We start from the raw sequence: 18,985 nt of genomic DNA on the forward strand, positions 1-18,985 counted from the left end.
CTGTTTTTTGATTATATGCACAAATCAGGATAATCGATCGCTTGTAAAATTAAGGAGAAGTTGCTATGGCGACTGCGAGCAAACGTGTCCTTTGGAAAGGAGCGATATCGTTCGGGCTGGTACACATCCCCATTGCATTGCATTCTGCAACAGCGGAGCAAGGTCTCAATTTCGATTGGCTTGATAAACGTAGCATGGACCCCGTCGGTTATAAGCGAATCAATAAGAAAACGGGCAAGGATGTCGATAAAGAAAATATCGTCAAAGGATTCGAATATGAGGATGGCCAATATGTTATTTTATCGCAGGAAGAAATAGCGGCGGCCTATCCAAAATCTACTCAAACAATTGAAATCGAAAGCTTTGTTGACGCTGGTGATATACCTTTTTTATATCTTGAGCGACCCTATTACGTGTCGCCGATCAATAAAGGCGCCAAGGTCTATGCGTTGCTCCGCGAAGTGTTAATCAAAACAGGAAAAGTAGGCATTGCCAAAGTAGTGATTCAGACCAAGCAGCATTTGGCAGTATTAATGCCTTGTGGCCCAGCGCTGGTCTTGGATTTGTTGCGCTGGGGAACAGAGGTTCGAAATTGGGATGAGCTTGATTTACCGGAAGAAGGAATCAAAGCGAGCGGTATCAGCGAAAAAGAAATGACGATGGGTGAACAGTTGGTCCGGGATATGAGCGCAAAGTGGAACCCGGAGGACTTTACCGACTCATTCAAAGAGCAAATCCTTCAATTGGTAGAAGATAAGGTCAAAGCTGGCCAGACCGAAACCGTTTCTCACATTGACAAAGAGCCAGGCGAATCCTCGGCCAGTGCTCGCATCTACGATCTCACGGAGATGTTACAGCGGAGCCTGAGCAATATGGGCAAATCGGCTAAACCGATCGCGAAGCCAAAGGCCGCAACAACAAAGCCTAAAGCCGCCGCAACCAGAACAAAAAAATCAGTGACCAAACGTAAGGCCAGTTAAAGACTATCGGGAGATCGTCATGACGCGCGCTGATCCACTCAAGGTTTATAAAAGTAAACGCGACTTCACCAAAACGTCAGAGCCCGAAGAGGGTGGGACAGATGACAGTATTGGACACGCTTTTGTTGTGCAGAAACACTGGGCGTCGCGCTTGCATTATGACGTACGTCTCGAATATAACGGCACCATGCGGAGCTGGGCCGTGCCAAAAGGTCCGAGTTATGATCCGAAAGATAAGCGGATGGCAGTTCAGGTTGAAGATCATCCGGTTGCCTACAATGAATTTGAAGGAGAAATTCCCGCCAGGCAATACGGTGCAGGGAAGGTGATCATTTGGGATAAGGGCATTTGGCAGCCACTTAACGATCCAGAAGTCGGATTACGAGAAGGTAATTTAAAATTCTCACTGAAAGGCCATAAATTACATGGCAATTGGGCTTTGATTCGTTTAAAAAATACAAGCGATAACGTGATAACGAATAAAAAGCCATCATGGTTGCTAATCAAGGAAAAAGACGAATTCGCGCAACCGGCTATTGCATATAGCGTCGTCGACGAAATGCCAGATAGCGTCGCCACGTTACAGCTACCGCCAGAAACCGGCAAAACAAAAGCAACGAGAAAAAGGACCGCTAAGTCACAGTCGCAGTCAAGGTCAAAGTCAAAAATAAAAACTAAAATTAGAACGACCAATAAAGTTGAAGATATTTTAGACCCGATAACGGCAGTCAAAGCTTCACCTAAACTCTTAACTAAGAAAGCAGTTGATCCAAAACAAGATGGCGTTCCGGCGGGTGCCATAAAGGCAGCGCTCCCGACAAAATTGATTCCTCAATTAGCGACCTTGGTCGATAGCGCGCCGATCGACTCGACAGAATGGCTTTATGAGATTAAATACGATGGCTATCGTTTATTGTCTCGAGTCGCTGGTAACAAAATCACATTGATGACGCGCAATGGACACGATTGGACGGAGAAATTACCTGCTTTAAGAGATGCGTTGAAGGACGCCAGACTTCCCAATGGCTGGTATGACGGTGAGATAGTAGTGCAAGGAGAAAAAGGAATCCCTGATTTTCAAGCATTACAGGGCGCGTTCGATACACACGAAACCCAGCGTATCGTCTATTTTTTATTCGACCTTCCTTTTTATGACGGTTTCGACCTGAGGCAATCAGCGCTAATAGCAAGGCGAGCGTTGCTGAGGACTTTGGTCGGAAAAATTGAGTCCCCGATACTCCGATTCAGCGAAACCTTTGAAGCGAATGGCGCAGACATTGTGGCATCTGCTTGTCGACTTGGAATGGAGGGCATCATTGGGAAAAAGCGGGACGCGCACTATGTGAGCAGACGCTCCAATGATTGGATTAAATTGAAGTGCAGTCATCGACAAGAGTTTGTCATTGGCGGCTATACCGACCCTCGGGGAAGCCGCACAGCGATGGGATCATTGTTACTTGGGGTCCATGACGCAGATGGGAAATTGCGTTACGCAGGCAAAGTGGGCACAGGCTTCAATGAAAAAACATTACGCTCGCTACTCGTCAAATTAAATGCCATAAAAAGTGAGCAAAATCCCTTCACTGCAACTAGCGACCTCCGACCAGATGGGCATTGGGTGAAACCGCAATTGCTCGCTGAAGTTTCCTTTGCAGAGTGGACTAAAAGCGGGCGAATACGGCATCCTGTTTATCAAGGCTTGCGCAATGATAAACCCGCGCGGGCGATTGTTCGAGAAGTGGCCCGGCAGCCGGATAATCGTGTAGATGGGCACGCGGATTCATTGACTACGCTACCGCCGTCGTTAAAGATTACTAATCCGGAACGTGAGATTGATCCGGATAGTGGGATTACTAAAATTGAATTATTGCGGTTTTATGCGTTGGTGGCACCTTTGATGATGCCGCACCTTAAAGGTCGGCCAGTCTCTTTATTGCGCGCCCCGGATGGCGTTGGAAAACAGGTATTTTTCCAAAAACACCTTGCAATGGCGCATATGACAGGCGTGTCGGAACTGGCCGCTAAGCTTGATCCTGAACACGAACGTTTACTGGAAGTGGTCCGTCCTGAAGGATTATTGTCAGCCGCGCAAATGAACGTTATTGAGTTTCATACCTGGAACGCGGTCAAGACTGCCATTGATAAACCGGATCGCATGACTTTTGATCTCGATCCGGGCGAGGGCGTTAACTGGACAACGGTACAGGAATCAACCTTGCTGATAAAAGCGATGCTGGATCAATTAGGGCTTACCTCATTTGTAAAGACCAGCGGTGGAAAAGGATTTCACATCGTCGTCCCTTTGGCCAAGCACTATGGATGGGAAGTGGTGAAGGCATTCTCGCGGGCAATCGTCGCGCATTTAGTCTCGGCACTTCCAACCCATTTTGTCGTAAAAAGCGGGCCACGCAATCGTGTCGGCAAGATCTTCGTCGATTATTTACGCAATGGCTTTGGGGCGACCACCGTGTGCGCTTGGTCCGCAAGGGCAAGACTCGGACTTGGCGTATCGGTGCCAATACGTTGGGACGAGGTAAATCACGTCACCAGTGGAGCGCATTGGACGGTCCAAACAATTCATACACGGTTAGATCAAGGTAACCGTCCCTGGGACGCATACGCAAAGTCTGCGCAGGGATTGGCGGTTGCCATGAAAAAATTAGGCTTTAAACTGGATGGAAACGATTATGGGGAATAAGGTGGTGAGGCCATTGGACGTGGCGTCGACCATTCTAAAATTTTCCATCCAAATATTAAAGAAAGGCCTTAATGCGTCGCTTACAGAGAAATCGTGCGTGTAGACAATGAATTTTAATCAGATGAAATAGCAGTGTTGCTGAAAAAGAGCATTAAGGATGGATAGCCAAAAAGAGACAGATTCAATTTATACTGTATATGCATACAGTTGTTATGATAAGCTTTGATCTCGGTGTTAAGAATTTTAGGGATAACTTATTATGACAGCCTCTCATTCCATTATTGCAAAACCCGCTTTCTCTGAAGGCGCTAAGACTGGCTTACGCCTAGGTATCGGCGGTCGTGAAATATCGATCTGCCGTGATAATCGTAAGCGTTATTACACGCCCAATCCAATTGTCGAATGGAGGACGGGATTAACGTCGGGATATGTGGAGTTATTGTTTCTTCGCATATGGTTGATTCGTCTGTGCGCAGCGCAGTAAAGGGAAGATGGATGCTTCAGCGTGCTGGATAATTCCACGATCCTTACGGACTGATGCTTTTTACCGATGGGCACCATTCTGAACTTCACCAACATAATTCGCGTAATGGGCTAGCAACAGATTTGTACTATCTGAATTCCAAAAATGGTGAATGTGCTAGAAAATCGCTTTTATTATCTCGATAACTTCCATATCGTTTTGGATTGGGTTTCAGGTCGTTATAGCGATCTCCTGACTTGCGAAGAGGGTGAATTCATTCGCAACTTCCGTTTGTTGCCGCAGGCATCAAGAGCGCTACTAGTCCGATTGGTTATGCGCAAGGGAGACTTATTTCGGTCGAGTAAACTGGCATACAGTGAAATAGGAGCAATAGAAATAGCAATTGCTCCTTTGATAGAACTTGGCTGGATTGATCGCAATCCACTTCTGAAACTGGAAGCAATGTTTGGTTTATTAAAAAAAACCGAAATTGCGCATATTTTCGGTTCCGCGCTTTTGAAAAACGCTGTTATTAAAGCGAAAAAAACGGAGCAATTATTAGCACTCACTACGCTCACTAACGACATACTCGTCACACAGAATTTTTCCAGTTGGTATCCAGAGTCGGAGGAGTGTGTCTATCAAGTTTGTATAAGGGTTATTTGCGACCATATAAAATTGTTATTTTTTGGAAATCTGCATCAAGACTGGACGGAATTCGTTCTGGCTGACCTGGGCGTTTTCAGATATGAGAAAGTTACCTTAACGTCGTTATCCCGAGGGTTTCAGAGCAGAAAAGACGTTGATGACTACCATTTTCTTTTTCAATGTCGTGAGCGATTCCGTCAAGGCGAAGCGCCGGAAGTCGTGCTCAAAGATATACCTACTGATAGTTATGAAAGTATTTTGTCGGAGGGGCGCCGTTCCAAGTTATTGTTCCAAATTGGGCAACATTACGAAAAAAACAAAGAATTTACCGCTGCGTTAGACGTGTACGAACGAGGGAATTATCCAGGATCGCGAATGCGGATAATTCGGATGATGGAACTAACAGGTCAATTTGAATTGGCGCTTGTTCTGGCTGAAGCCGCTCAACGTCAGCCAGAAAGCGAAGCTGAGAAACAACAACTGCAACGTATTTTTCCTCGACTAAATCGCCACCTTGATCGTCCAAAAATGCCGGCGATTGCGAAGGTGTCAGTCCCTCGTATTGACCTATCGCTGCCTAATCTCTTCGACCAAACAACCGTAGAGGAACGGGTCCGGGATCATTTGGAAAAAAATGGCCAAAATGGATCAGCGCCAATTTTGGATGACGCACATCTCACGCATGTATATTATGTAGAAAACGGTCTGATTAATTCGTTGTTTGGCTTGTTATGTTGGAGTGCGGTCTTTGCGCCGATTCCAAATGCTTTTTTTCATCCTTTTCACACCGGCCCGGCTGATTTGTACGGCCCTGAGTTCTACCAACGCCGCGCGGTGCAATTCGGCGAATGTCTGCGGCAGCTTGATAGCGACCAATACATTGTCACCATACGTCAATACTTTAAAGACAAATGGGGAATACAGTCCCCGTTTGTATTTTGGCCTTTAATGACGGAAACCTTGCTGGATCTCGCTCTTTCATGCATACCAGCCCACCATTTGAAGCACTGCTTCGAACGCATTTTGTCGGATATCAAATCTAATCGTGCGGGGTTCCCGGATCTGATCCAATTTTGGCCTGATCAGAAAACATACCGCATGATTGAGGTAAAGGGACCTGGCGATCGCCTGCAAGATAATCAGTTACGTTGGATTAACTATTGCGCCAGCCACGCCATTCCCATTGCTGTGTGTTACGTCCAGTGGGCGGAGTAAAAAAATGCAATACGTCGTTGCCGTCCGAAACTTATGCGAATTCACCGCTAAGCGCGGGGATCTTGATTTACGTTTTACGCCATCCCCGTCCGCGCAAGAAGGTATCGCGGGGCACGCGATTGTCCAGGCTCGCCGGGAAAAGTCATATCAATCTGAGATTAAGCTTCTGGGAGAAGTGAAGAATTTACGTGTCGTTGGACGTGCAGATGGGTACGATCCAATCCACAATCAGCTTGAAGAAATAAAGACCTACCGCGGCGACATACGCCAGATACCCGATAATCACCGTTCTCTGCATTGGGCCCAGATAAAAGTATATGGGTGGTTATTTTGCCAGGAGCGTGGTCTCTCCGAAGTACGACTGGCGGTGGTTTACTTTGATATTGGCAGCCAGCAGGAAACCGTCATATCAGAACTCCATACGGCGCAGACGCTAAAGCATTTTTTTAATGATCAATGTGAACTATTTTTGGAGTGGTCAGAAAAGGAATTGACGCATCGTGCGGAACGCGATCAAGCGTTAGATGCTTTACAGTTTCCTCATGATGCTTTTCGGCCCGGACAACGGGAATTAGCCAAAGATGTTTATCGCGCCACGACGAGTGGGCGATGCCTCATGGTGCAAGCGCCAACTGGTATCGGAAAAACGATCGGCACCATATTTCCGACATTGAAGGCTTGCTCTAAACAGAAGTTGGATAAGATATTTTTCTTGACGGCCAAGACCTCTGGTCGCGCTCTTGCTTTGGATGCTCTGGAGTTGATAAAAAATAGGGCATCTACTTTACCGTTACGCGTACTTGAACTGGTTGCTCGGGATAAAGCTTGTGAACATCCAGACAAAGCCTGTCACGGAGATTCTTGTCCACTCGCGAAAGGTTTCTACGATCGCTTACCGATGGCGCGAAAGGACGCAGTGAATATCCATACGATGGATAAAGCATCTATTCGCAAGTTGGCATTGGCGCACCAGATATGTCCTTATTATCTTAGTCAGGATATGGTGCGTTGGAGCGACGTCGTGGTGGGTGACTATAACTACTATTTTGATCTTAATGCCATGCTGTACGGTTTAACTGTCGCCAATCAGTGGCGAGTAACCGTGCTGGTGGACGAAGCACATAATATGGTTGAACGTACGCGTAAAATGTTCACCGCAGAATTAAATCAGAGCGATTGTAAGCGCGCGCTTCGGGAGGCTCCACTGGGCCTCAAAAAGACCTTGGAAAGGTTTCATCGTCAGTGGAATGCATTACACAAAAATCAAACTGCGCCATATCAGGTTTATCCGACTATTTCGCAAAAATTCGTCACGGCTATGCAACAGACCATCAGCATGGTCTCCGAATATCTAAATGAAACTCCTGTCGGCCCTGACTCGGGGTTATTGCGTTTTTATTTTGATTTGCTGCATTTTTCGCACCTGATTACAATGTTTGATTCTCATTCGCTGTTCGATATCTCAAAAGACATTGATATATCGCAGCATAAAGCGAGTCAAAGTGGTGTCACTCTTTGTCTTCGTAATATTATTCCAGCACCTTTTCTCGAGCAACGCTTTGCGGTAGCAAGATCAGTTATTTTATTCTCTGCAACATTAACGCCCTCGTATTTCTATAGCGATACGCTCGGACTGCCAGTTGACACTGCAAGGATTGAGGTTAGGTCGCCGTTTGGCCCAGATCAATTGTCTGTCTATATCTGCGATATCTCCACGCGATACAAAGACAGAGACTCATCATTAGAGCCCATCGTGGTATTGATGGGTGGTGCTTACATAAAGTTGCAGGGGAATTATTTAGCTTTTTTTAGTAGTTTTAATTACCTTCAAAAAGCGGCTGATCTTTTTTCAATCCGACATCCCGACATTCCAATATGGATACAGTCGCGGCGCATGGTGGAATCCGATCGCGAGGATTTTTTGGCGCGCTTCTCTTCTGGAGGTAAGGGAATCGGATTTGCGGTACTTGGAGGAGCCTTCTCGGAAGGTATCGACTTGCCAGGTAACTGTCTTATTGGCGCATTTATCGCTACATTAGGATTACCACCACTCAATCCTGTCAATAATCAAATTATGCAATCTATGAACGCAACTTTCGGGTCTAACGTCGGTTATGACTACACTTATTTATTTCCTGGGATACGCAAAGTCGTTCAGGCCGCTGGCCGTGTGATTCGGACAGAATCTGACCGTGGGACTATTTATTTGATTGACGATCGATTTACACAGCGGAAAGTGGCTAGCCTTTTACCAGATTGGTGGGTGATTAAAAATTAATCATAACTTATGCGCGAAAGAATACTGGTCACCCATGTAGACACATTTTGCGGCTTAATTCGCAAGCCATTAAGCTGCATGGCTTCCTTATGGGATTGTAGGACTTCTGCTAATTACTAACACAATCAATATTGCGGCGGATATTGCCGCGATGGGTGAAGCGCTGAAATTGTTAGTCGGTTTGTCGGCGCACGTTCTTGCTCTTTGCTTCGGATTTCTGTCGTTGCTGCTACAAATATTTGTACCGTTAAGCGGTACGTTCGATTGCTAAAATGGTTCACTCTGACATTGCTGGCTTATGTAGCGACCGCATTCATTGTACATATTCCCCGGACGCATATTGTGGAAATTTATTTCCACAACTCTCTTGGAGGCCAGAATTTATTACGACTGTTGTTGCCATATTCGGTACCACAATCAGTCCCTATCTGTTCTTCTGGCTGAGCTCCAAAGAGGTAGAAAACCAATTGGCTGATTCAAATGCCAAACCACTTAACGACACGCCAGAGCAGCCACGTTCGAATTTTCGTCGCATTAAAATTGACCCGCTTATAGGAATGCGCTTCTCTAATATAGTCGCGTATTTCATTATTCTCACAACAGCGGTAACACTGAATTTACATGGTGTCTCTGACATCCAAACCTCGGCGCAAACAGTGGCGGCGTTGCGACCTATTGCCAGTAAGTTTGCTTTTTGGCTTTTTAGTGCCGGCATTATCGGTATTGAGCTATAGAGAAAAAGCGGTGTAGTGACAATCACAGGCATACAGTCCAACCGTAATACGTTTTATCAATCGCCGCTCCGTCCCCATAAATCTATTCTGAATATATCACTGACAAAGGAGATATTGAACTCTGATTTTAGACACCTTCCCCTGAGAGCTGATCTTTTCGGTCAAGCATTTGATCCCTTAATGAAAGCAGATCAATATGTGACTTTCTGGCTTGTGGAAACATATCTTTCTCCTCTTCTTTAACGTGATGCTCAATCTGTTCGGACAGCACTTTGACTTTGGCATTAAATAGCGCATCTTCAGCAGACATCGACTGAATTTGCGCAATGAGTTCTTTTGCGCTGGCGTGCTCTACCACAGCTTCGTTGACAAGCACTGGCCCTTCTTTTGAAATATGGCGGACGGCAGGGTAAAAAATTTCTTCTTCAATGATGCAATGTTTACTCAGAGCAGAACATATCTCGTTAGCCAAGTTTTTCTTGCCGACGTAGGCGTGCTCTCCTAAGGCTTCGAATTTCTTAAACATTGCTTTAACCGTTTCGTGCTCATGCTCTAGCATCGTGACGGCATCCTTGAAGTGTGGTTTAGTCTCGTTGATATCCATGGCGATCCCTTTGAATAGGAGGTGGAAGGAGAATTGAGGAACAGAATGTACCAATGATGAAATTAAATGTAGAAGGACATATCAAAAAAGTAAAGTACGGTTTCTTTTGCTATCTCAGTAATGACGACTAGCTTGCCATTCGGAAAATGCCGTTTTTACTAATCGTGGTTCCGCAGATACAAACCAGATTCTGGTGTTTTAAAAATAAACAAGACGTATTTTTATTACTTTTCATTGCTGCAAGAATCCGACACCTAGTTAAGAAATAAATAGGATGGATCGATATGCAGTCAATTATGGCCTAAAAAAGGTTGGGTAATAGTCGATCCTTTTCACCGTTTCCTACAGAAAAATCAGTGTTTCGCCGATATCTCAGGGTTCGTCCCACTATTACTCTTTGAACATGTAATCCGAATTGGATATTTGGAGTTGAGGTGCGATTATGCGGAAAGTTTCCCTATTCCTGTTTGCCTGCGGGCCGCGTTATCTGCACCTCTTCTTTTTAACCAGAATAATTTGAACACTATGACCGCATGGACTTCAATTTGTGATAATTTAAGGAGAGTCAGATGGATGCTCAGCCCAGAATTCCCGGTTTAAATCCGCTTGAAATTGAAAAAAATTACGCTGCGTTTGATGGAAATACTTCTGGTGTATCGTGGGGCGCGATTTTTGCCGGCGCCGCCACCGCCGCAGCTTTATCCCTTATCTTAATTATTCTTGGCGGTGGTTTAGGGCTTTCAGCAGTTTCGCCATGGTCGACCAATAATGTTCCGATGGGTAAGGCGACCATTATTTGGCTCGCCTTTACCCAACTCGCCGCTGCTGGGATTGGCGGTTATATGGCTGGTCGCCTTCGTGTAAAGTGGGTAAGCGTGCACACGACTGAAGTGTATTTTCGCGACACTGCGCACGGGCTACTATCGTGGGCAGTGGCAACTTTGCTCACCGCATTCTTTCTGACTGGTGCGGTACGAGCGGTGTCGAGCGGTGCGATTGAGTTAGGTGGGGCGGCCGCTACAGCTATGGGTGCCACAGGGGGAGCAGGCTCCAATTCGATTAGCTATTTTTCGGACATGCTTTTGCGTTCAAGCCAAGCGACTTCCCCTGCTGACAATGGTAACGTAAATGCCGGTTCTAATTCGAATACCAACGCATTAAACGATACCAGTAACAGCGGAACGGTTGCTGTTCCGGGTACTAATGCAGTACGCCAAAATGACAATCCTGCTTTACGCGCTGAAGTTTTAAGAATCTTTGCCAATGACCTGCGCAGTGGCCCTTTGTCATCTGACGATAAACAATACCTATCGCAGCAGGTTGCTCAAGTTACTGGTCTATCAAGGGCAGAAGCAGATAGGCGTGTTGATGATGTATATGCGCGCTTATCAAAAGTCAAATCAGATACCGAAGTTGCGGCAAAAGATACTGCTGACAAGGCACGTAAAATAGCTGCGCAATCAGCATTGTGGATATTTGTCGCATTATTAGTTGGTGCATTTTTCGCAAGTATAACCGCGACGCTTGGAGGAAAACAGCGTGACCGAGTGTTGTAACGCGTTGTAAATTAATCTAACTTTCTTCTATCAACTTGTCTGGCCGCGCAATTAGTTGATCACTACAGGAGAGCATTATGGGCTCAATATTATTATGGCTTATTGGCATTCCAATTCCGATTATCATTTTGATTGCCTTGTTACATTAGTTTTTTGGGTGCTTTGAGCGTCAATACTAAGTGGCAGCATCTATGTGACTTTCCGATTCCGGTTGAAATTGAACTGGCAGGAATTCCACACTGCTAGTGAAGCATGTATATGGCATCAAAGTATCGATCAAACAAAAAAATTAATAGGTGACCATTGCGTCCTTATTAGTAGAGGAGAGTTAAAGGGATGGTCAGTATCTGAGGTCCTCGCAACTCGTTCGGCGTTTAATCTTGGAAGGACGTATTATGGCAACGGGTACCGTCAAGTGGTTTAATGACTCAAAAGGCTTTGGCTTTATCACCCCCGATGATGGAGGAGAAGATTTATTTGCACATTTCTCTGCCATCCAAATGGGCGGATTCAAAACTCTTAAAGAAGGACAAAAAGTAACGTTTGACGTTACGCAAGGCCCCAAGGGAAAACAAGCCTCTAATATTCAAAATCCTTAACGCGTGATGTGCGTGGGGCTTTACGCCCACATGATTAAAAGGCTCACGTTCGGGACGGAGCGTGAGCCTTTTCTGCAACTAAAGAAAGTGTTGTTGAGCGGCGTTATTTGTACTTAATTAATCGTGTTAAAGCGCTTATACCGTGAAACTTTACGTGCATCTTTCTTGTCTTACAGTTGAGAATTTCTTATTTTTACTTGATCGTTTTTTAGTTAATCATCTATGTAAACGTTCATGTTTGACAGAAAAGTAATCCTTCAATCAGCCTGCTTTGAATTTCCGCACAGATATAAAACATTTTAAAAAATCTGGCGGTTGTTAAATCTAATAGATATCACATTCATTCTGACCATTTCAGAATGCAAAAAAATAAAAATCAAGAAGCATCCTAAATTAACATCCGATCAACAAATTTGATAGGGAGTGAGTTATGCCTCGTAGCCCATTGTTTCGAGAAGAAGATAAATCCTTACAATCTCATCCTCCAGTTGAGGGTCCAACATCTCATCAAGTTACTGCTAAGCAAGTAGCTAAAAAGGGAGGCAAACATGATGCTATATGGAATCGTATGAATGCAGCGATGCGTTTATCATGTCAGCCTTCAAAGCCGCCAATAAAGTAATCAATTATGTGCCGCCGGTTGATAGCCTAAAGAAAAATTTCTTTTAACTGACCAATGAGTTTCGCTCAAAGAATACGCATGGATGAGTGTATTTTATTACTGTTGTTGTTTCATAGAATGAATGAAGCAACAAACTCATAGTTTTCACAAGGTATCGTCTTCTATAAAGTAGATGCCACTTAAATTAGTCAATAACCATTTGAAAAATATGGATGCCATCGTCCGATGCGTAGAATCGCTTATGGCTGAGACGGAATAAAGGCTTCGATCAACGTACCCTGGACATTTTTTCGTCGCGCGATAGTAAAGGTTCCTCCTAATAAGAGAATCCGTTCACGCATTCCCAACAGCCCATGTGATTTTGGCTTTGTTAACGCGTCTTCTGAAATACCGATGCCGTTATCGAGTATTTGTAGCCATAAACCGGTTTGATCCCGCTTGAGCGTGATCTTGACATGGGATGCATTGGCGTATTTTATGACGTTGTTGAGTGACTCTTGCACTATTCGGAATAACGCAATAGCCCAATCCGGATCAATATTTTCGAACTCTTCCGATATGTCCGTTTCATAAGAAAGACCGGCCATGTGAGTAATACTTTCGCAGTGACTTTCTATTGAAGCCGCTAAGCCTAAATTATCCAGCATGCTCGGGCGCAAGTTTTCAATAATTCGACGCTTTACGCTAACGGTTTCTTGCAATGCGTGTTTTGCCCTCAATAGTTTTTTTGCTATGACAGGAGCAGTTTTTTCAAGTTCTGACGTTACGTTCGATAACGTCATGCCGATAACAGTCAGGGTTGACCCCATCTCATCGTGCAGTTCGCGCGCCAGTTGCGCTTTTTCCTCCTCGGATACTTTTAACAGATGCCTGGACAATTTAGATAATTGCTCCGTGCGCGAAAATACAATCGCTTCTAAATTTTCATTGATTAGTTTAAGTTGATTTTCTACGATCCGCTGTCGTGAAAAATTCATTTGGATCATGCGATAGAAAATAACTAAAATGAGTAAACCCAAACAGTTGATCACTGCGCCAATCAATAGTGTACGGTTGAACTCAAGGTAAAAACGATTGCGCCTTGTCGTTAACAGCTCTAATTCATCCTTTTCCATTACAACGTCTAAGGCACGAACTTGATCCATTATCTGTTTTCCCTCACCTTTTCGGACGATGGTTATTACGTCAGTTAATCCTCCCGCTTTAAATAGCGCAGCACCTTCTTCAAATTTCTTAAGCTTGCGATTATACAAATCGCGCAAGCGTGCTAAGTACTGTTGCTGTATTGGATTCCCGTTAATCAACACGCTCAAAGTAGAGAACTCAGGATCTAATTTTTCTTTTGCGAGCTCCCATGGCCCGAGGAAGCCTTGATCCCCAGAAATGAAATAGCCACGTAAGCTACTTTCAGCGTCCAAAATCAATAGATTAATATTTTTTAGATGATCTTGTACCGCCCAACTGCGCTCCATCTGTTGGTTGTTTTGTTTGAGGTTTTGTAAGTTCTGATAATTGGTGATGGCTATCCCTGTAAACATCAAGAGACAAATGACAAACAAAACTAATACATAGCCCGGTAAGGATGAGGAGGTAATTTTCTTCACTTGGCTTGCCTCAGAAAATTTAGTTAATAAAACAACCACAGAATAGCATGGTGGGTGGTTGACGGGGAAGTTAAGTCGGCCGGGTTGACGTGGAGCAAATGTGCTTAAGATATTTTTATTCCAACTGGATTTCTTGGCTTTAAAAATCTCCAAAGATTCTTCATACGCGCCTTGTGGCCCTCTTTGCCATTCAAAAAAGAGTCATCATCAACTGTGTTTGGACATTCAATTGCTGTAAAAACTTGGTTAAACCATGGGAACCATCCGGGTTCGCGGTAATTAATTTTGCTGTTTATTATTGATTGTTATATTTAGAAGTCTTTACAAAAGGGGAGTCATACTGTTGCCAATTTGAGCATGCTTATCTCATTGCGCATGAATAAATATAAAAACAAAAAGCAGTTTATGATCGTGGCTGTTTATTTTTTTAGAAAATGTCCAGAGGCTGAACGAGCCGAGGCTGGACTGAGGATGGCATGAATAACGAATCAAGCATGAAACTGGTACAAGCACCTCCGCTGGGAATCTTATTGGCCACCAGCTTTGCTTTTATCATTGTCCAGTTAGATGTGACTATTGTGAACGTCGCTTTGCCCCAGATTGGTCGAGAATTGGGCGCGAGCGTAACGGATCTTCAATGGGTAGTTGATGCTTACACTTTGGGCTTTGCTGTATTTCTATTGTCAGCAGGCGTAATGGGCGATAAGTTTGGGTCCAAGAGGGTGTTTCTCATTGGATTTGTATTATTTATGATTTCGTCGTTATCTTGTGCACTTGCGCCATCTGCAACTGCGCTAAATATTGCACGCGCAGTACAAGGAATCGGTGCTGCATTGCTGGTGCCAAGTTCGTTAGCTATACTTAATTTTGCCTATGCGCATGATAAAAAACTGCTCGCTAAAGCCATTGGCTGGTGGACTGCGGCGGGAGGTGTTTCGATTGCTGCCGGGCCAGTGATTGGTGGCTTGCTCGTCTCCGGTACAGGTTGGCGGGGTATTTTTTGGGTCAATATTCCAATATGTATTGCTGGATTTATATTGACGCGCAAAATCGTCCCACACATGCCTAGAAAGGATCCCGGACGTTCATTTGATGTTCCGGGCCAATTATTGGCAATCATCGCGCTTACGGCGTTCATTGGTGCGGTCATAGAGGTTCAACCACTTGGCTTATCGCATCATTTTGTGCAGGGTGGGTTAGCTCTGGCCTTTGTTGCCAGCGCTGCATTTTTGATTGTCGAGCGACGTTCGAGCGCACCAATGTTACCGTTGAGATTATTTAGTCAAGTAAGCTTTTCCGGCGCAGTGCTGTTCGGCGTATTGGTGAATTTTTCTTATTATGGCGTGATCTTTATAGTGAGCTTTTATTTGCAGAAGGTGCGTGGCTTTTCCGTCATGGAGGCGGGTTTGACCTTTCTGCCACTTACCGGAACGTTTATTATTTCTAATATCGCTAGCGGCTGGATGTCGGCGCGTACAGGGTTGCGTATGCCAATGATTTTAGGTGGACTAATTGGTGCCACCGGATATGCGATGCTGGGTGCAATAGGTATATCGACCAGTGCCACTTTCTTTGAAATGTTGCCGGGTTTGGCATTAATTCCAGCCGGTATGGGGTTAGCTGTTCCTGCAATGACTACCTCGATTTTGTCGAGCGTTGAGCGTCATCAGGCTGGTACTGCATCTGCGGTACTGAATACAGCGCGGCAAGTCGGTGGCGCGCTCGGTGTCGCTATTTTTGGTGCCCTGATTGCAGTAGGATCCTCGGCTGATATCATTAATAATATACGTGGCGCCATGTTGACTTCGATGATCTTACTGCTGATGGCTGCAGCGTTGGCGTATTGGTGCAAAATTGGCGTGACGCATCACGTGATCGCTCATCAATCCTCCCAACGCTGATGAAGGCATAGAGATGTAGTTTCGAGAAAACGCGGCGTTTATATTGAATATCACTGTTAGTTGATTGTTTCGCTCTTCAAACATCTATTTTTTCACGCAATAACGTGAAAGAAATTGGCGGGCCTCTATTACCGTGAGTAGAATTGATCTGATGAAAATTACTTTTCAGTAATGAACTGTAATGAGATTTTTCTGTCTACAGTGATAAGCCATGTTTTTATCTTTAGTAAGTATCACTCCCACTTAAGATTGGCCTAATCGGAGTCGGTGTTTGGTACGAATCCAATTGCTGCATGCGCATAAGCTTCACAACACAATGGAGTTCAGCATGAAAAGTAAAATAATTTTATCGACCATAATAGCAATATCGTTATCTTCAGGAAGCGTTGCGTTCGCTCAGGATTATGGGAATCGCAATGATAGGAATCACGACGACCGCGGACGAAACGACCAAATGCAACGCGGTGACGATCAAATGCAACGCCGTGACGATCAAAGGCACCGTGGTGATGATCATCGTAATAATAACTTTGATGCACGCAGAGATGAACGTGGAGCTGGTCCTGACCACCAATTCCGCCGCGGAGGTCGCCTTCCGCCTGAATACCGTAATAATCAATATGTAGTGAGCGATTGGCGTGGACATCATTTAAGTGCGCCGCCACGTGGTTACCATTGGGTTCAAACAGGTGGCGACTATGTTCTGGCCGCTATCGGCACGGGTATTATCTTGCAGCTTCTGCTGAACAATTGATACCCATATATTTATACATTAATGCGGCAAATTATGGGCTTTATCCGTATAGATATAAGTGCCAAAATAATGTTTAAAAAGTATTTCTCTGTCCTTCTCTAGGCGCTATAAAGCGATGGACAGAGTAGTCGCCCCCGATAATCAATCCAGCATCGGCGCTAGTCACTTATGACTCAGTCATAGTTTAGAAGGTGACATGAAGCATTGTTTTCCATAATCCTGTCATTAATTAGGTCACGTCAGGGCTACTCGATAATCTTATCTAAAGTAATCGGTAAATTTCGAACGCGTTTCCCCGTCGCGTGATAAGCGGCATTAGCAATGGCTGCGCACACCAGTGATGCCGATTTCGCCAATGCCTCATGCTCCTAAAGAATTAATATGCGGATCGTTTTCATCTACCGCAATGATATTAATACTGCGAACATCCGCGTTGACGGGAACATTATATTCGGCAAGATTCAGATTCGTTGCACGATCAAAACGCGCACCAATATTGGCAGCGAGCATGAAACGTTGCTCAGTATTGGGGCGATGAAGGACTGGACCAAACATTTGAGGGCGCTTAAGTGCCAATTTGACGGGTTGGCCTAGTTGACGCGCGACCATTGCCGCTGGCACCACGTGAAACCAGGTTGATCCTATACCGCCAAATCTACCACCAACATAAGGGCATATGACGCGCACCTTTTCTGGCTATATTTCCAAGCCTTTGGAAACCGTTGTACGTAGACCGGAAACATATTATGTCGCGTCATAGAGCGTTAAATGATCCCCAGTTTCCGATAGTGGTGTGCGGTTCTATCCGGTTAAGATGCGCCATTGACGTAGTGCAAATCGCGTCTACTAATGCGGTGGCACTGCGCTGACCGGCTTCAATATTGCGATACGTATCAATATCTTCGTCCTTGGCTTTTTATGGTGAATATAAAACATTTTTAGCACGAGAAAAATCGACTAAAACGGTTTCTTTTTGGTACGTGAATCGCAGTTACTGTGCCGCCGCGTTAGCGTGCTCTAGGGGCTTGGACTACTATTGGTCCCTTGTTGGTTCACCGCAATCCGTTGCGTCATAGCGGACGTGGCAGCGGTGGCCGTTCAGAGTTGCACTAAAAAAACGAACAAAATAACCGAACAAATAACCGAACAAATAACCCAACATACTGCCGCTGGAGCGTATTTTAGACCTTGTCGGCATCAATCATTTCTATGCTATTAAGAAGATTACCTCTTCTTGAAAAGATTCTGATATCAGCTTGCTGGCCATTCGAAGACCTTCGAGGACGGATGGCCTTTAGCGGGAATCTGAATCGTTTCCGTCACCGTGCTATCTCCTACTTCGGCTTGAATTTGATAAGTGCCGGGGTGCGGAAATTTGACCAACATCATCGGCCCAGGACATGTAATTTTTAATGCCGCTTGGCCTCTTTTGTCTTTAATCGCGATATTAATATCGGCCAGATAGCTGCCATCCCGGCGGGCAAAAGTCGACATTAAGTCGTAGTTCTTCGCGATCTGCTTGAGGTATGCAGACTCGTCTGAGCCTACGCCCCCGCAAACATAAGTGAAGCCGTTCTTGTTTCGTTCTTGAACGCTTACATTGGCTAAGGGTGGCTGCATCTCAGGTTGCATACCATTCTGAATGTCAGACGAAGCGGGCACTTGCGCCAATGCCACCGGAAGCGACGCCAGGTTTGCAATGATGAACATGCGGCCTGATAACTTCATTGATGCACCTAACCAAAAAGTAGACGATGTTTAACTGCGTCTTATCCCAAGCAGCGCGCACGGTATTTTTGTTTTCATACGCGTTGCTTGGTCACGGGATACTACTAAGGCGAAGAGTTTGTGCTGGTAGCATCGCTTGCAGCAGAAGGTGTCGAAGTTGTATCTGGTGCCATCGTAGAAGGAGTGGAAGAGGGCGCAGGTGGAGGCATTGCGGGAGCGGTCGCCGCTGGAGCCTGCATCGGGGTGGTCGGTGATGAGTCTGCAGCTGTTGAGTTATCCGCTTTCTTGCAACCACCTAACATTGTGGCAACAATAATCGCCGAAATTAATAAAGGTTTGGTCAACATATACGCTCCATGGAAAGATGGTTTAAGGAATAATGTAGGCTTAGTAATTAATTAAAATCGACATAAAAATGAGATGTAATTCTTATATGCGCCAAGTCATCAGCGTTCCTACAAGCTAGACTTTAATTGTTTTAACGGAATCTTTGTAGAACATTGCTGGTTTTCAATGTGCGTTCAAATCATCATCAGCTGGGTGTGCAATAGGAGTAATAAAAGCGCCTATAACAAGGTAGGTAGCAGTCAGCTTGATTTTC

At 44.9% G+C, this 18,985-nt stretch carries 14 protein-coding genes and 2 pseudogenes; 11 read left to right on the forward strand and 5 right to left on the reverse strand.

What is annotated here, in order from left to right:
- The first annotated feature begins 65 nt into the window (after positions 1 to 65).
- The 6 genes from RGU75_RS18665 to RGU75_RS18690 all read left to right on the forward strand — a co-directional run bounded on the left by RGU75_RS18665 (position 66) and on the right by RGU75_RS18690 (position 9,016).
- Complete coding sequence (locus RGU75_RS18665) at positions 66 to 980, forward strand: Ku protein (RefSeq protein WP_322238533.1); 915 nt, start codon at positions 66 to 68, stop codon at positions 978 to 980.
- Between the two features lie 19 nt (positions 981 to 999).
- Positions 1,000 to 3,678 carry a DNA ligase D gene (ligD, locus tag RGU75_RS18670; protein ID WP_322238535.1) on the forward strand — a complete coding sequence of 893 codons (2,679 nt, stop codon included), beginning with the start codon at positions 1,000 to 1,002 and terminating at the stop codon, positions 3,676 to 3,678.
- Positions 3,679 to 3,937: 259 nt separating this feature from the next.
- Complete coding sequence (locus RGU75_RS18675; RefSeq protein WP_322238537.1) at positions 3,938 to 4,162, forward strand: hypothetical protein; 225 nt, start codon at positions 3,938 to 3,940, stop codon at positions 4,160 to 4,162.
- A 144-nt stretch (positions 4,163 to 4,306) separates the two neighbouring features.
- Positions 4,307 to 6,004 carry a VRR-NUC domain-containing protein gene (locus tag RGU75_RS18680; RefSeq protein ID WP_322238539.1) on the forward strand — a complete coding sequence of 566 codons (1,698 nt, stop codon included), beginning with the start codon at positions 4,307 to 4,309 and terminating at the stop codon, positions 6,002 to 6,004.
- 4 nt (positions 6,005 to 6,008) lie between these two features.
- Entirely contained in the window at positions 6,009 to 8,282 is a 2,274-nt protein-coding gene (locus tag RGU75_RS18685) for an ATP-dependent DNA helicase (protein WP_416186829.1), read from the forward strand.
- 272 nt (positions 8,283 to 8,554) lie between these two features.
- Positions 8,555 to 9,016: a divalent metal cation transporter gene (locus RGU75_RS18690; protein ID WP_322238544.1), complete on the forward strand. Its 462-nt coding sequence runs from the start codon at positions 8,555 to 8,557 to the stop codon at positions 9,014 to 9,016.
- A 127-nt stretch (positions 9,017 to 9,143) separates the two neighbouring features.
- On the opposite strand, the gene RGU75_RS18695 is transcribed toward RGU75_RS18690, so the two are convergent.
- Positions 9,144 to 9,620 (reverse strand): hemerythrin domain-containing protein, encoded by a 477-nt coding sequence (locus tag RGU75_RS18695; RefSeq protein WP_322238546.1) that lies wholly within the window; start codon positions 9,618 to 9,620, stop codon positions 9,144 to 9,146.
- Positions 9,621 to 10,189: 569 nt separating this feature from the next.
- Between RGU75_RS18695 and RGU75_RS18700 the strand changes: the two genes are divergently transcribed.
- Positions 10,190 to 11,176 carry a hypothetical protein gene (locus RGU75_RS18700; RefSeq protein ID WP_322238548.1) on the forward strand — a complete coding sequence of 329 codons (987 nt, stop codon included), beginning with the start codon at positions 10,190 to 10,192 and terminating at the stop codon, positions 11,174 to 11,176.
- A 395-nt stretch (positions 11,177 to 11,571) separates the two neighbouring features.
- Complete coding sequence (locus RGU75_RS18705) at positions 11,572 to 11,775, forward strand: cold-shock protein (protein WP_168057001.1); 204 nt, start codon at positions 11,572 to 11,574, stop codon at positions 11,773 to 11,775.
- An 861-nt stretch (positions 11,776 to 12,636) separates the two neighbouring features.
- Here the strand turns inward: RGU75_RS18705 and RGU75_RS18710 are convergent.
- A complete protein-coding gene (locus RGU75_RS18710; RefSeq protein ID WP_322238552.1) occupies positions 12,637 to 14,154 on the reverse strand; it encodes a CHASE3 domain-containing protein in 1,518 nt (505 codons plus the stop codon).
- Between the two features lie 323 nt (positions 14,155 to 14,477).
- On the opposite strand from RGU75_RS18710, the gene RGU75_RS18715 reads away from it, so the two are divergent.
- Together RGU75_RS18715 and RGU75_RS18720 are read left to right on the forward strand one after the other, a co-directional pair.
- A complete protein-coding gene (locus RGU75_RS18715) occupies positions 14,478 to 15,902 on the forward strand; it encodes an MFS transporter (protein ID WP_322238555.1) in 1,425 nt (474 codons plus the stop codon).
- A gap of 328 nt (positions 15,903 to 16,230) precedes the next feature.
- Entirely contained in the window at positions 16,231 to 16,656 is a 426-nt protein-coding gene (locus RGU75_RS18720) for an RcnB family protein (protein WP_322238557.1), read from the forward strand.
- Positions 16,657 to 16,901: 245 nt separating this feature from the next.
- Here the strand turns inward: RGU75_RS18720 and RGU75_RS23985 are convergent.
- The 3 genes and pseudogenes from RGU75_RS23985 to RGU75_RS18730 form a co-directional block, all read right to left on the reverse strand.
- Positions 16,902 to 17,136, reverse strand: a pseudogene (locus RGU75_RS23985) (xanthine dehydrogenase family protein molybdopterin-binding subunit); the annotation flags it as partial.
- A gap of 75 nt (positions 17,137 to 17,211) precedes the next feature.
- A pseudogene (locus tag RGU75_RS23990) lies at positions 17,212 to 17,343 on the reverse strand (molybdopterin cofactor-binding domain-containing protein); the annotation flags it as partial.
- Positions 17,344 to 17,907: 564 nt separating this feature from the next.
- Entirely contained in the window at positions 17,908 to 18,384 is a 477-nt protein-coding gene (locus tag RGU75_RS18730) for a hypothetical protein (protein WP_322238561.1), read from the reverse strand.
- 120 nt (positions 18,385 to 18,504) lie between these two features.
- On the opposite strand from RGU75_RS18730, the gene RGU75_RS18735 reads away from it, so the two are divergent.
- Positions 18,505 to 18,786, forward strand: a complete 282-nt coding sequence (locus tag RGU75_RS18735; RefSeq protein ID WP_322238563.1) for a hypothetical protein — start codon at positions 18,505 to 18,507, stop codon at positions 18,784 to 18,786.
- Positions 18,787 to 18,985: the final 199 nt, after the last annotated feature.

The sequence above is a fragment of the Glaciimonas sp. CA11.2 genome, assembly GCF_034314045.1.
Taxonomy (GTDB): domain Bacteria; phylum Pseudomonadota; class Gammaproteobacteria; order Burkholderiales; family Burkholderiaceae_D; genus Glaciimonas.

Coding starts and splice junctions, on each gene's coding strand:
- RGU75_RS18715 (WP_322238555.1), top strand. CDS start 14,478: ATGAATAACGAATCAAGCATGAAACTGGTACAAGCACCTCCGCTGGGA.
- RGU75_RS18690 (WP_322238544.1), top strand. CDS start 8,555: ATGGTTCACTCTGACATTGCTGGCTTATGTAGCGACCGCATTCATTGT.
- RGU75_RS18685 (WP_416186829.1), top strand. CDS start 6,009: ATGCAATACGTCGTTGCCGTCCGAAACTTATGCGAATTCACCGCTAAG.
- RGU75_RS18730 (WP_322238561.1), bottom strand. CDS start 18,384: ATGAAGTTATCAGGCCGCATGTTCATCATTGCAAACCTGGCGTCGCTT.
- RGU75_RS18675 (WP_322238537.1), top strand. CDS start 3,938: ATGACAGCCTCTCATTCCATTATTGCAAAACCCGCTTTCTCTGAAGGC.
- RGU75_RS18680 (WP_322238539.1), top strand. CDS start 4,307: ATGGTGAATGTGCTAGAAAATCGCTTTTATTATCTCGATAACTTCCAT.
- ligD (WP_322238535.1), top strand. CDS start 1,000: ATGACGCGCGCTGATCCACTCAAGGTTTATAAAAGTAAACGCGACTTC.
- RGU75_RS18720 (WP_322238557.1), top strand. CDS start 16,231: ATGAAAAGTAAAATAATTTTATCGACCATAATAGCAATATCGTTATCT.
- RGU75_RS18700 (WP_322238548.1), top strand. CDS start 10,190: ATGGATGCTCAGCCCAGAATTCCCGGTTTAAATCCGCTTGAAATTGAA.
- RGU75_RS18665 (WP_322238533.1), top strand. CDS start 66: ATGGCGACTGCGAGCAAACGTGTCCTTTGGAAAGGAGCGATATCGTTC.
- RGU75_RS18705 (WP_168057001.1), top strand. CDS start 11,572: ATGGCAACGGGTACCGTCAAGTGGTTTAATGACTCAAAAGGCTTTGGC.
- RGU75_RS18695 (WP_322238546.1), bottom strand. CDS start 9,620: ATGGATATCAACGAGACTAAACCACACTTCAAGGATGCCGTCACGATG.